The 13173-nt window shown below is 67.3% G+C and carries 12 protein-coding genes; 3 read left to right on the plus strand and 9 right to left on the minus strand.

The features are described 5' to 3' along the window. Positions 1-18 precede the first annotated feature (18 nt). Together AC07M9_RS08765 and AC07M9_RS08770 are read left to right on the plus strand one after the other, a co-directional pair. Positions 19-219 (plus strand): hypothetical protein, encoded by a 201-nt coding sequence (locus AC07M9_RS08765; RefSeq protein ID WP_494883031.1) that lies wholly within the window; start codon positions 19-21, stop codon positions 217-219. Beyond that, complete coding sequence (locus AC07M9_RS08770; protein ID WP_494883032.1) at positions 209-583, plus strand: hypothetical protein; 375 nt, start codon at positions 209-211, stop codon at positions 581-583. Before AC07M9_RS08765 ends, AC07M9_RS08770 begins: the two co-directional genes overlap by 11 nt. 51 nt (positions 584-634) lie before the next feature. Here the strand turns inward: AC07M9_RS08770 and AC07M9_RS08775 are convergent, their stop codons facing one another. The 6 genes from AC07M9_RS08775 to AC07M9_RS08800 form a co-directional block, all read right to left on the minus strand. Then, positions 635-2308 carry an acetolactate synthase large subunit gene (locus AC07M9_RS08775; RefSeq protein ID WP_494883034.1) on the minus strand — a complete coding sequence of 558 codons (1674 nt, stop codon included), beginning with the start codon at positions 2306-2308 and terminating at the stop codon, positions 635-637. Between the two features lie 143 nt (positions 2309-2451). Next, positions 2452-3390, minus strand: coding sequence for a D-2-hydroxyacid dehydrogenase (locus AC07M9_RS08780; protein WP_494883036.1), 939 nt, complete (start codon positions 3388-3390; stop codon positions 2452-2454). Positions 3391-3502: 112 nt separating this feature from the next. Continuing rightward, complete coding sequence (gene cysS, locus AC07M9_RS08785) at positions 3503-4954, minus strand: cysteine--tRNA ligase (protein ID WP_494883038.1); 1452 nt, start codon at positions 4952-4954, stop codon at positions 3503-3505. A gap of 49 nt (positions 4955-5003) precedes the next feature. Beyond that, entirely contained in the window at positions 5004-6818 is a 1815-nt protein-coding gene (gene cobT, locus AC07M9_RS08790) for a cobaltochelatase subunit CobT (protein WP_494883040.1), read from the minus strand. 102 nt (positions 6819-6920) lie between these two features. Then, positions 6921-7571 carry a fructose-6-phosphate aldolase gene (gene fsa / locus AC07M9_RS08795; RefSeq protein ID WP_494883041.1) on the minus strand — a complete coding sequence of 217 codons (651 nt, stop codon included), beginning with the start codon at positions 7569-7571 and terminating at the stop codon, positions 6921-6923. Between the two features lie 184 nt (positions 7572-7755). Beyond that, positions 7756-8454 carry a DUF4197 domain-containing protein gene (locus AC07M9_RS08800; RefSeq protein ID WP_494883043.1) on the minus strand — a complete coding sequence of 233 codons (699 nt, stop codon included), beginning with the start codon at positions 8452-8454 and terminating at the stop codon, positions 7756-7758. 69 nt (positions 8455-8523) lie between these two features. On the opposite strand from AC07M9_RS08800, the gene AC07M9_RS08805 reads away from it, so the two are divergent. Then, positions 8524-10689: a primosomal protein N' gene (locus AC07M9_RS08805; RefSeq protein ID WP_494883045.1), complete on the plus strand. Its 2166-nt coding sequence runs from the start codon at positions 8524-8526 to the stop codon at positions 10687-10689. A gap of 9 nt (positions 10690-10698) precedes the next feature. Here the strand turns inward: AC07M9_RS08805 and AC07M9_RS08810 are convergent, their stop codons facing one another. Genes AC07M9_RS08810 through AC07M9_RS08820 form a run of 3 tightly spaced genes read right to left on the minus strand, consistent with a single transcriptional unit; the run spans position 10699 to position 13133 of the window. After that, positions 10699-11595 (minus strand): CPBP family intramembrane glutamic endopeptidase, encoded by an 897-nt coding sequence (locus AC07M9_RS08810; protein ID WP_494883047.1) that lies wholly within the window; start codon positions 11593-11595, stop codon positions 10699-10701. Positions 11596-11601: 6 nt separating this feature from the next. Next, positions 11602-12657 carry a bifunctional transcriptional activator/DNA repair enzyme AdaA gene (locus AC07M9_RS08815; protein ID WP_494883049.1) on the minus strand — a complete coding sequence of 352 codons (1056 nt, stop codon included), beginning with the start codon at positions 12655-12657 and terminating at the stop codon, positions 11602-11604. Then, positions 12654-13133, minus strand: coding sequence for a DUF1203 domain-containing protein (locus tag AC07M9_RS08820; protein WP_494883050.1), 480 nt, complete (start codon positions 13131-13133; stop codon positions 12654-12656). The genes AC07M9_RS08815 and AC07M9_RS08820 overlap by 4 nt, the downstream gene beginning before the upstream one ends. Positions 13134-13173 lie beyond the last annotated feature (40 nt).

Genomic DNA, 13173 nt, shown 5'->3' on the forward strand with positions numbered 1-13173 from the left:
AAGAAAGGACCTGCCTGGATGCTCCTGCGCCAGATCGAGCGCTTCCTGCGCGAGACACAGATGCCCTGGACCAAATTCGGACGACTCGCTGCTAGCGACCCCCGTTTCGTGGGCGACCTGCGCAATGGCCGCATACCGCGCGACCGGACGGCCGAGCGGGTGGCGAGTTTCATGAACGGCTATCTCGCCGGTCGCGCGGAGAACCGCCATGCAGTCTGACGCCGTTCGCGAGACGAGGCTCCCCTTCGCCATGCCGCGCGGAGGCGCGCGGCGCGGCCCGTGGCTCAGGCTCCTGTCGCAGGTCCTGCAACTCGCTGGACCCGAGGCCGAATTCCTGCGCCACGACGAGAAACCCTGGTCGAGCGCCACGTTCTCCGGTTCGCGGCATACCATCCTCGTCGCGTTCGAGGGCGATGACGCAGTGGCTCGGGGCGAGGCTTATGTCGCGGCCCTGCCGGAGCACGAATTCACGGTCGCACGCCAGATCGTTGCCGAAGCCACAGTGGTCGCGGTCGACCACCTGACGATCCCCATGCCGCGCATGACGATCGAAGCGGAACTGCTGCTGATCGAGGACTACTGAACGCCTGCGCCTCGTCATCCCGGCAGCAACGGGATGACGAGGCATACCCCGTCAAAGCGCCCGTGAAAGATCCTTGATCTCGGTATTGAGGATGCGGTCGTTCTCCGAATAGTCGACCGGGCAGTCGATCACATGGACGCCCGGCGTGTCGCGGCAATGGGCCAGCAGTTCCTTGAGATGCGCGGCGCTCTCCACGCGGTAGCCGTTGGCGCCGTAAGCCTCGGCATACTTCACGAAGTCCGGGTTGCCGTAGGTCAGCCCGAAATCGGCAAAGCCCATGTTGGCCTGCTTCCAGCGGATCATGCCGTAGGCGTTGTCGTTCAGGATCAGGACCGTCAGGTCGAGCTCGAGGCGTACTGCGGTTTCGAGTTCCTGGCTGTTCATCATGAAGCCGCCGTCGCCGCAGATGGCCAGAACCTTGCGCCCCGGATAGACCATCGCGCTCGCCATGGCCGAGGGCAGCCCTGCCCCCATCGTCGCCAACGCGTTGTCGAGCAGCACCGTGTTGCGCCCCCGGGCCGAATAACCCCGCGCGAACCACAGCTTGTAGATGCCATTGTCGAGGCAGATGATCCCGTCGTCGGGCAAAGCCTCGCGGACCTGCTGGACCGCGTGCGGCGGGAAAATGGGGAAACGCTCGTCCGCGGCCAGCTTCGCGGTGTGCTCGACCTCGGCCCTGCGGTAGCGCAGCATTGCGTCGAAGTTCCACTTCGCCGACGGCGTTACCGCTTCCTTGAGCTGCCACATGGCATTGGCGATGTCGCCGATTACCTCGATATGCGGGAAGTAGACCGGGTCGACCTCGGCGGTCTTGGTCGAGACATGGATCACCACGCGGTCGTCGCGGGTGCCGTCGTTGGTCATGAAGAACGGCGGCTTCTCGATCACGTCATGGCCGATGTTGACGATGCAGTCCGCGTCCTCGATCGCGCGGTGGACGAAATCGCCCGCCGACAGCGCCGCGCAGCCCAGGAACATCGGGTGACGCTCGTCGATGACGCCCTTGCCGAGCTGCGTCGTGAGGAACGGGATGCCGGTCTTCTCGACGAACTCGGTGAGCATCTTGCTGGTCATCTTGCGGTTCGCGCCCGCCCCGATCACCAGCACCGGCTGCCTGGCCTTCTGCAACGCATCGACAGCCTGGACGATCGACTTCACGTCCGCCGTCGGGCGGCGGACGATCGAGCGCGGCACAGGGCGCGAATCGGTGTGCTCGTCGGCGATGTCCTCTGGCAGTTCGATATGGGTGGCGCCGGGCTTCTCCTCCTCGGCGATGCGGAACGCCTCGCGCACGCGGCTCGGGATGTTGTCCGAGGAGGCCATCTGGTGCGCGTACTTGGTGATCGGCTGCATCATCGAGACCACGTCGAGGATCTGAAAGCGGCCCTGCTTCGACTTCTTGATCGGCTTCTGGCCGGTGATCATCAGCATCGGCATGCCCCCCAGCGTCGCATAGGCGGCGGCGGTGACGAAGTTCGTCGCGCCCGGGCCTAGCGTCGAGAGGCACACGCCCGCCTTGCCGGTGTGGCGGCCATACGTCGCCGCCATGAAGCCAGCGCCCTGCTCGTGACGCGTCAGGATCAGCTTGATCTGCTTGGAACGCGAGAGCGAATCGAGAAAGTCGAGGTTCTCCTCGCCCGGCACGCCGAAGATATATTCGACGCCCTCCTGCTCGAGACACTCGATGAAGAGGTCCGATGCCTTGCGCTTGTCGCTTTCAGCCATGATCAGCTTTTCCCCACTCGTTCCTGCCGCCGGTCCTGCATGTCCGGCCGTCTTGCCGAGGCTGATACGCGATTCGTCTCGGCAGCGTCCCTGATAAATCAACCAGCCTCGCCGAAGAAATTATCAGGCAGGCGCAGGCAGGGCTAGTAACCGGCGGAAAGATCGACCGTATGGGCCAGTTGCTCGCCGCGGCGGTATCGGCCGAGATTGTCGAGAAAACGGGCTGCCCCGCGCGCGAACAGCGCCTCCTGCGCCCGGCCGGCGAGGTGCATCGAGACATGGACGTTCTCGCGCGACCACAGCGGATGGTCGGCGGGCAGCGGTTCGGGCGTGGTGACGTCGAGGAATGCGCCGCCCAGATGCCCAGAATCGATTGCCGCCAGGAGCGCGTCCTGGTCGATCACGGTGCCGCGTGCGAAGTTGAGCAGCGTCGCGCCCGGCTTCATGCGGGCGAATTCCGCCGCGCCGAACATGCCGGTGGTCTGCGGCGTGGACGGCACGATGAGGATGACCCAGTCGAACCGGCCCAGCGCAGCCTGCCATTCACCGTCGCCCAGTTCACCCGGCCCCGGACTGCGGCGCGCGCTGGTGACCTTCGCGCCGAGAACCCGCAATATCTCGGCGATACGCGACCCGATCTCGCCCGCGCCGATCACCAGAACTTCGGAATCGAGCAGTTCACGCTTGCCCGGAGGCTCGGCGAGCCATTCGTGCCGGTCCTGCGCGCGCACCACTTCGCGCCAGCCCTTCGCCATCGTCAGCATGCCCATGACGGCGAACTCGGAGACGGTCTGCGCATGGATGCCCGCCCCGTTGGTGAGCGTGACGCCGCGTTCGCGCAGCACGTCGAGCGGCAGCCAGTCCACGCCCGACGACATCGCGTTGTACCACTTGAGCCCCGTCATGAGCGCGATCGCCGCCGCGGCCCGGGGAGGCGCGATCATGTCGAGCCAAGCGACCTCGGCGCGCGGTGCCAGTTCCATGAGTTCGTCCGTGGTCTCGAACCACAGCGGCTCGACACCTTCGGGCAACTGGCCTTCGAGGGTGGGGCGCAGGGCGGCGTTGACGACGGCGACGGTCATTATGGAACTCCGGTTGAACAACGAAAATCCAACCTCGACACGAACGCGAGGGGTTACAAGAGCGGGTTTTGCATCCGTCCTTGCCGTCTTGCGCACGGTCCGCCGGGAACCGTCAGCCGAGCTTCCATTCCCAGCCAAGCGGATCGCCGTCCATCACCTCGACGCCTTTGGCGGCAAGGTCGTCGCGCAGGGCATCGGAGGCGGCGAAGTCCTTGTCCGCACGGGCCTGCCTGCGGCGGGCAAGGACATCCTCGATCTCCGCTTCGGTGATTTCGGCCGTCTTGGGCCGCAGACGCAGATCGGCGCGCGAAGTACCGAACAGCTCGAGCCCGAGCACCGCGTCCATCGTGTCGACCACCGCGCGCTTGGCGCCGGGATCGACCTTCTTGGCGGCAAGTACCTCCTCCAGCGCAGTGAGCGCGATGGCGGTGTTAAGGTCGTCGCCGATCGCCTTCTCGAAAGTTTCGAGCATCGGCGCGAGCTTCGGGTGCACCGCATCGGCAGGCTCCGCGTCGGCAAGCCGCTCGGCCACCATGATCATGCGCTTGAGACGCACGAGCGCGGCGGCGAGGCCCTCCCAGCTGAATTCCAGTTCGCTGCGGTAATGCGCCTGAAGGCACATCATGCGGTAGCCGAGCGGATGGTAGCCTTTGTCGATCAGCAGTTGCAGGCGCAGGAACTCGCCCGAGGACTTGCTCATCTTGCCCGAGCGTTCGACGAGAAAATTGTTGTGCATCCAGACCTTGGCGCCCGAATTTGAGGGCGTGTCGAGGCCGTTGGTGCAGCAGAACGCCTGGTTCTGGGCAATCTCGTTGGGGTGGTGTATCTCGCGGTGGTCGATGCCGCCGGTATGGATGTCGAACGGGAAGCCGAGCAGGTCGCCGCTCATGACCGAGCATTCGAGATGCCAGCCGGGGGCACCGCGGCCCCAGGGCGAATCCCACTCCATCTGCCGCTTCTCCCCTACCGGCGTCTTGCGCCAGATCGCGAAGTCGGCGTGATTGCGCTTGCCCTCGACGGCTTCGATGCGCCCTTCCCCTTCGTCGGTCACGGCGCGTGCGAGGCGGCCGTAGTCCGAGACGGTAGAGATGTCGAAATAGAGCCCACTTTCCAATTCATAGCAGTGGGTTGGCGCGATTTTCTCGGCGAATTCGATCATCTGCGGCACGTAATCCGTGGCAATCGACCACTTCGCCGGCTGGCGGATGTTGAGCGCAGCGATATCGGCCCAGTAGGCCTGCGTGTAGTGCGCGGCGATGTCCCAGATCGACTGCGCCTGCGCGCGCGCCATCTTCTCCATCTTGTCCTCGCCGGCATCGGCGTCGTCGGTCAGGTGGCCGACGTCGGTGATGTTGATGACGTGGGTGAGCTTGTAGCCCTTGTGACTCAGCGTCCGCCCCAGCACGTCGGCGAAGACATAGGCACGCATGTTGCCTATGTGGGGATAGTTGTAGACCGTCGGCCCGCAGGTATAGACGCGCGCCTCGCCGGGATGGACGGGCTCGAACGGCTCGAGCTGGCGGGTCAGGCTGTTGAACAGCGTAAGGCTGGATACGTCGGTCATAGGCTTTGGCGCATAAGCGGCGAGCCGGCGCAGTCAAGCCGCGCCGCTGTCACTCCTCCTCGAACAGGCCAGCCAGCTGCTCGATCATCGTGCCGCCGAGCTGTTCGGCGTCCATGATCGTCACCGCTCGGCGGTAGTAGCGGGTGACGTCGTGGCCAATGCCGATGGCGACGAGCTGGACCGGGCTCTTGGCCTCGATCCACTCGATCACGCGGCGCAGGTGGGCTTCGAGGTAGCCCGCCGAGTTCACCGAGAGGGTCGAATCGTCCACGGGCGCGCCGTCGGAAATGACCATCAGGATGCGGCGGTCCTCCTGCCGGGCGAGCATGCGGCTATGCGCCCAGAGCAGGGCCTCGCCGTCGATGTTTTCCTTCAGCAGGCCCTCGCGCATCATCAGGCCGAGGTTCTTCTTGGCGCGGCGCCAGGGCTCGTCGGCCTTCTTGTAGATGATGTGGCGCAGGTCGTTGAGGCGCCCGGGGTGCTGCGGCTTGCCGTTCGCCAGCCAGGCCTCGCGGCTCTGTCCGCCCTTCCAGGCCCGGGTGGTGAAGCCGAGGATCTCGACCTTGACGCCGCAGCGCTCCAGCGTGCGCGCGAGCACGTCGGCGCTGATCGCCGCGATCGAGATCGGCCGCCCGCGCATCGAGCCCGAATTGTCGAGCAGCAACGTGACGATCGTGTCCTTGAACTCGACCTCGCGCTCGATCTTGTAGGACAGCGACTGGCCGGGCGAGACCACCACGCGCGCCAGCCGGGCGGCATCGAGCAGGCCCTCTTCCTGGTCGAAGTCCCACGAGCGGTTCTGCTGGGCCATCAGGCGGCGCTGGAGGCGGTTGGCGAGGCGGGTCACGACGCCCTGCAGGCCCTTCAGCTGCGCGTCGAGATAGGCTCGCAGGCGGGTCAGTTCCTCCTCGTCGCACAAGTCGGAGGCGATCGCGACTTCGTCGAAGGCCTCGGTGAAGACCTTGTAGTCGAAGCTCTCGGGGATGTCGGTCCAGGGGCGGTTGGGGCGCACCGGGAGCATGCCCTCGTCGCCTTCCTGTCCTTCCTCGCCCTCGTCCATGTCATCGGAAGTCTCGCCTTCCGATTCGCTCTCGCCCTCGTCGTCGCCCTGCGAGGGCTCGGCGGCCATCTCGGCCGGGTTCTGGTCCTGGTCCTGCTCGCCGCCTTCCTCTTCCTCCTCGGTCTCCTCGTCGCCGTCCATGTCGTCGGCGTCGTTGGGTTCCTGGGGCATTTCCTCGGCGCGGGTCAGTTCGAGGTGCTGGAGCATGTCGAGAGAGAGGGACTGGAACGCCTGCTGGTCCTCCAGCGAGCTGGCGAGCGCGTCGAAGTCCTTGCCGGCCTTCTGCTCGATCCACTTGCGCACGAGGTCGACGCCGGGCGCGGCGATCTCGGGGATCGGCTGGCCGGTCAGCCGCTCGCGCAGGAGCAGCGCGAGGGCGGCGGGGACCGGCACGGCGTCAGGCGTATCGGCGCGGGAAATGGGGTCCGAAGCGATGCGCGCCATCAGCGCAGCGTCGAGGTTCTCCGCCATGCCGGGGTAGGCATTGGCGCCCAGCGCTTCGTAGCGTACGGCCTCGACCGCATCGTAGGCCGCGCGGGCCGAGGGCTCGGACGGAGCCTTGCGCATGTGCAGCTTGTCGTCGTGGTGGCGCAGCTTGAGCGCGAAGCTGTCGGCATAGCCGCGCGCCTGCATCGCGGCGGCGCGGGGCAGGCTGCGGCCCGGCATCGGCACGCGGAAGGTGCCGCCGGTCGAACTGGGCGCGTCGGCGGTCCAGTTGACCTCGATCTCCTTTTCCTGCGCGATGGCGCGCGAGGCGCCGGCGAGGACGGACTTGAAGCGGTCTGCGGGGGATTCGTCGGACATTCGACCCAGCTAGCGCATGACGGCGCGGGGCTCAAATGCGCGATGCGATAGGTGGGCGTTTCAGGACGTCGTCCCCGGACAGGCCGGGGACGACGCGCAGGATCAGATCGACTGTCCGGTCTTGGCCCAGTCGGCCATGAAGCCTTCAATGCCCTTGTCGGTAAGGATGTGCTTGAACAGGCCCTTGATGACGGCCGGCGGCGCGGTCATCACGTCGGCGCCGATCTTGGCGCACTGGAGGACGTGGACGCCGTGGCGGATCGAGGCGGCAAGTATCTGCGTCTCGTAGGCGTAGTTGTCGTAGATCAGCCGGATGTCGCTGATGAGGTCGATGCCGTCGAAGCCATTGTCGTCGTGGCGGCCGATGAAGGGCGAGACGAAGGTGGCGCCGGCCTTGGCGGCGAGCAGCGCCTGGTTGGCCGAGAAGCACAGCGTCACGTTGACCATGGTGCCATCCGCGGTGAGCTTCTTGCAGGTCTTGAGGCCGTCGATGGTGAGCGGCACCTTCACACAGACGTTGTCGGCGATTTTGCGCAGCACTTCGGCCTCGCGCATCATGCCGGCATGGTCGAGCGCGACGACTTCGGCGCTGACCGGACCATCGACGATGCCGCAGATCTCGCGCGTGACTTCCATGAAGTCGCGGCCCGACTTGGCGATGATCGAGGGGTTGGTGGTCACGCCGTCGAGCAGGCCGGTGTCGGCCAGCTCCCTGATGTCGGCGATGTCGGCGGTGTCGACGAAGAACTTCATGGTGGTTCGATCCTGTAGAGCGCGATTCTGGCGACCCTATAGGGAATGGTCGGCCGCGGGGCTAGCGGGGGATCACCCCGCGCCGCCCGCCCGAAAGCGGAGACCGCCGTAGTCTTGAAGAAGTCGCGCTCCGGCAGCCGGTGGGCTCGGCCCGAAGTGGTCCCCGGCCGAGCCGGGGACGACGTCACCGCACCTTCAGCGCGGCAATCAGCAGCGGATCGTTGGTCGACTCGGGATTCTGGCGGATTTCGCCTTCCTGCGCGCCGATCTCGTACCAGATCGCGTTGTCCGCCTCGATCGCGAGAGCGTGGGCGGCATCGTTCACATTGACGCCGGTGAGCGCCGAGATCGCCTGGTTGACGAGCGGGTCGTCGGTAGCCGCGATCACCCGGCCCAGTTCGGGGATCATGACGTTCACGAGCGAAGGTCCCATCGACTGGCGCAGGAACGTCGTCGCGGCGGTGTTGCCGCCCCGCAGCAACGACAGCGCATCGGCGAGGGTGAGGCCGCGCACCGCGTCGTAGACCAGCGGCGCGGCGACGCGGGCGCCGTCCTCGGCGATCACGTTGAGCTCGTGCTGCAGCTTGTCGCGGAACAGCGGGGACTTGAGGATCTTTGCGACCTTCGAGCCCGGCTTGCCGAACAGCACCGGCAGGTCGATGCGCGCAACGGTGCTGTCCCAGAATCCGTCGGGCTGCGTCAGCCGGGCGAAGGCGCGCTGGCTGGAGATCATCAACAGGCGTTCGACGATCGCCGTCGGGGTGGGCTTGCCGAGAGTGGTGCCCACCGTCGTACAGGCCGGAAGCGCCAGCAAGACCCCGGTGGCGAAGATGCCGGCCAGTACCGTGCGCCGCTCAAAACCGCTTTCAAATCCCTCATTCACGCCCGATCCCCAACTCCGCATCGTCAACTCCTTCACGAGCCATTCCGCCAGTGCCTATATGGGCACCAGATGAAACGCGTCCGACTCCTCGTCTTCAACGCCGCCCTCGGCGTCCTCGACTATCGCGTACCGGAGGGGATGACGATCGAATTCGGATCGATCGTCATCGCGCCGCTCGGTCCGCGCCAGGTTCTCGGCATTGTCTGGGAGCCTGAACGCCTGGGCGGGCAGGAAGTGCCTGATTCGAAACTACGCCCCCTGCTCGATGTCATGCCCGCTCCCGCCATTCCGGAGAGACTGCGGCGGCTGATCGAGTGGACCGCCGAATACTACTGCGCCTCGCTGTCCTCCGTGGCCCGCATGGCGCTGGGCAGCATGGCGGCGCTGCGCGGCGGCGGAACCACGACCGAATACCGGCTGACCGGCACCGAGCCTGCGCGCCTCACCCCCCAGCGCGCCGCCGCGCTCGACGCCCTCCAGAATGAGCAGGCCTCCATCCGCGAGCTGGCCGAACTGGCCAGCGTATCGGAAGGGGTGCTGCGCGGGATGGTCGGCGCCGGGCTGCTGGAGCCGGTGACGGTTGACCTCGACCGCCCCTACCCCCCTGCCCGCCCCGACTTCGCCGCGCCCGATCTCAGCGAAGACCAGCGCGCCGCCGCCGACATCTTCGTGGGCGCTGTGCAGGACGAGAAGTTCGCCCCCTTCCTGCTCGACGGCGTCACCGGCTCGGGCAAGACCGAGGTCTATTTCGAGGCGGTGGCCGAAGCGCTGGACCGGGGCCGGCAGGTTCTGGTGCTGCTGCCCGAGATCGCGCTGACCGAAAATTTCCTGCGCCGCTTCGAGCACCGCTTCGGCGTGGCCCCGATCCTGTGGCATTCCTCGCTCAAATCGAGCGAGCGGCGGCGGGCGTGGCGTGCGATCGTGCAGGGGGCGGCGCAGGTCGTCGTCGGCGCGCGTTCCGCGCTGTTCCTGCCTTACGCGAACCTCGGGTTCGTCGTGGTCGACGAAGCGCACGAAATCTCGTTCAAGCAGGACGACGGCGTGCGCTACAATGCCCGCGACGTGGCAGTGATGCGGGCCAAGTTCGAGGGGATACCGGTGGTCCTCGCCAGCGCCACGCCGGCGCTCGAATCGATGCAGCTCGCCGAGGCCGGGGTGTACCGCAAGATCGACCTGCCAAGCCGCTTCGGCGGTGCGACACTGCCCGATATCCAGATCCTAGACCTGCGCAAGGAAGTGCCCGAGCGCGGGCGTTGGCTGGCGCCGCGGCTGGTCGAGGCGATGAAGGAGCGGCTGGCCAAGGGCGAGCAGTCGCTGCTGTTCCTCAACCGGCGCGGCTATGCGCCGCTGACGCTGTGCCGCCACTGCGGCTTCCGTTTCCAGTGCCCCAACTGCACCGCATGGCTGGTCGAGCACCGCTTTTCCAAGCGGCTGGCCTGCCATCACTGCGGCCATGAGGTCCCGGTTCCCGAGGCCTGCCCCGAATGTGGCACCGGCGACTGCCTCGTCGCCTGCGGACCCGGGGTGGAGCGCATCGCCGACGAAGTGGCGGAAATCCTACCCGAGGCGCGCACCGCGCTGGTCACTTCGGACACCATGAACACGCCCGAGGCGATCGGCGAATTCGTCGCCATGGCCGAAGGGCGCGCGATCGACGTCATCATCGGCACCCAGCTCGTCACCAAAGGCTACCATTTTCCCGAGCTGACGCTGGTGGGGGTGGTGGACGCCGACCTCGGCCTCGAAGGCGGGGACCTGCGCGCGGCGGAGCGGACCTACCAGCAGGTCGCGCAGGTCGCCGGGCGAGCGGGACGCGGCGAGAAACCGGGGGTCGTGCTGATCCAGACCCGCCACCCCGAAGCCTCGGTGATCGAGGCCTTGGCGAACGGCGACCGCGACGCCTTCTACGCCGCCGAGACCGAGGCCCGCCGCGATGCAGGCGCACCGCCATTCGGACGCTGGGCGGCGATCATCGTCAGCTCGGAAGACCAGGCCGAGGCCCTTGCCGCCGCCCGCGCCATCGGCGGGACCGCGCCCGATCTGCCCGACATGCTGGTGCTCGGCCCTGCACCGGCGCCGCTCTCGCTGCTGCGCGGCCGGCATCGGTTCCGGCTGCTCATCAACGCGCGGCGCTCGGCCGAACTGCAGAAGACCCTGCGCGAGTGGCTCGAACCGCTGCAGTTCCCGCGCAGCGTGCGCGTGAATATCGACATCGACCCCTACTCGTTCGTTTAGCGCGGGTTGCTAGCGCCGCTTCCAGCGCGGCGGCATGAACTCGCCCCGGCGGTGGACGTAGTACAGCAGCGAGAAACCGGCCACGCTCGCCACCAGCAGCGCGACCACGGAGGCTTCAAGCCCGAAGGCGCCGCCGGTCAGCCACGCGGGGCCGCTGAGGCGCGTTTCCAGCAGGCCGACAGGCGGCTTGCTGCCGGATACCGGGATCGAAAATATCCACCCTTGCGTGAAGTTCCACGCCATGTGCAGCCCGATCGGCACCCACAGCCGCCGCGTGACGAGGTATGCCGCGCCGAGCAGGATGCCCGCCTCGCAGGCGATGGCGAAGGCGGCGAAATAGGTGGCGCCGGGATTGACGAGGTGCGCCAGGCCGAAGAAGGCCGAGGTCGCCGCCAGCGCCGTCCATGTGCCGAACATCGCCTCCAACTGGCGCTGGATCACGCCTCGGAACACCGCTTCCTCGACCATGCCGCTGTAGAACGCGACGCCCAGCCACACCCACAGGTCGCCAAGGCCGTGGAGGCCCAGAATCGAAAACCCGCCGAGCAGCGAGACGATGCCGGTGACAAGGCTGAACAGGGCCAACCCGGCCAGCGCGCCCATGCCGAGTTCGCGAACCGCCCGCAGCGGCCTGCGCGGCTCAGGCGGTGCGCGCTCCACCCAGCGGCGGAAGGCGAAGTACGTCAGCAGGCCGCAGACGCCGATCAGGAGGCCGCCCAGCGCCCGGAGAACCGAACTCTTGTCGGTATGCAGCAGGTTGAACGCTATGCCCGGCAGGACGGCGCCCAGCGTCACCATGACCACGCCGAGGGGCAGCAATACCAGCGGATGCGCCATGAAGCGACGCAGGCGACCAGGCTGCGAGCCCGTCTCCCCGATCCCCGCGGATTCCTCGATCGTCGTCATGCGCCCTCACTCCCCCTTGCGTTCCCGACGCAGTAGCTCGCGCTTGATCGTCTCGCCATAGGCATAGCCGCCAAGGCTGCCGTCCGAGCGGATGACCCGGTGGCAGGGGATGAGCACCGCGACGTTGTTCGTCCCGTTGGCCGAGCCCGCCGCGCGCACCGCGCCCGGCTTGCCGACGGCGGCGGCGATCTGCGCATAGCTGCGCGTCTCGCCCGAAGGGATACGCTGCAACTCGCGCCACACGGCTTCCTGGAAGGCAGTGCCCTGCACGTCGAGCGGGATCGCCTGCGAGTGGCCCGGCTGCTCGACCGCGCCCACGACATCGGCGAGCAGCGACGCGAAATCCTCGCCGCCCTCTACCAGCATCGCCTTCGGAAAACGCGCCGCCAGTTCCTCGCTCCCCTCGCCGAAGGACAGCCGGCAGACCCCCTTGTCGGTCGCCGCGACGAGCATGTCGCCGAGCGTGGTCGGCACCACCGCCCAGCGAATCGTCACGCCCCGTCCGCCCTCGCGCCAAACGGATGGCGCCATGCCCAGCCTCCCCCGGCTCGCCTCGTAGAACCGCGAGGCGGCGCCGTAACCGGCTTCGTAGATCGCACCGGTGACGCTTGTGCCGCCGGTAAGCGCGTCGCCGGCACGGTCGATGCGCCGGGCGCGCACATATTCGGCAGGCGACAGCCCGACCGCCCGCTTGAACACGCGCTGGAAATGCGTGGGACTATAGCCGACCTCCTGCGCGAGCCGGGCCAGCGAAGGCGCCTGCTCGACATCGGCCAACGCCTCGAGCGCCCGCACCACGGCCTGCTCGTCGCGCGCGGTGTCGCCCGGGCGGCAGCGCAGGCAGGCGCGCAGGCCGGCCGCCTCGGCGTCGTCCGGTCGCGCGAAGAAGCGTACGTTGTCGCGCCGGGGATGGCGGGCGGCGCAGGACGGGCGGCAGTATATGCCGGTCGACAGAACGCCGGTGACGAAGCGCCCGTCGAATGTTCGGTCGCGCGCCAAAACAGCCTGCCACGCCTGCTCGTCGTTCACCGGCTCGTCGACCCCGATCTTCGTGACTTTCACCGCCCGTCTCCATGGCGCTCGATCCGCGCCGCGAAGCAGCCATAAGCCGCATTGTGCGCGTGGATGTATGCTACCGCCGGAGCGGCGAACAGCGCACGGATGGCCGCATCGTGCTCCTCCGGTCCCGCTATTACCGCCGCATGCAGCATGCCTTCGCGGTCGAACCCGCGCAGCGATAGCATGCGCCCCGCGAACACCGGCGGCAGGGAATCGACCCAGGGCTCGCGCTCCGCAGCCTCCTCCCGCACATATATCGCATAGGCGCTACGGTACGGCCCCGCGACGTCATGGCTCGTGAAATTGAGCAGGATCAGGCTCTCTCCGGCGTTCGCGTCGTCGAGCGTGACACGGCACGGAAAGCCACGATCGGCGTCGGCGATCACCCGCCGTGCACCCAGTTCGCCAAGTTCTTCCGGGGTCCTGCCGAAATACCGCGCGAAGGCGGCACGGGGCAGGCCGGCGATTCGATAGCTCATCGGGAAACTCCTTTGCCTATTCGCACCGGTCACTGCACCG

This window comes from Novosphingobium sp. GW821-FHT09E05, assembly GCF_059416165.1.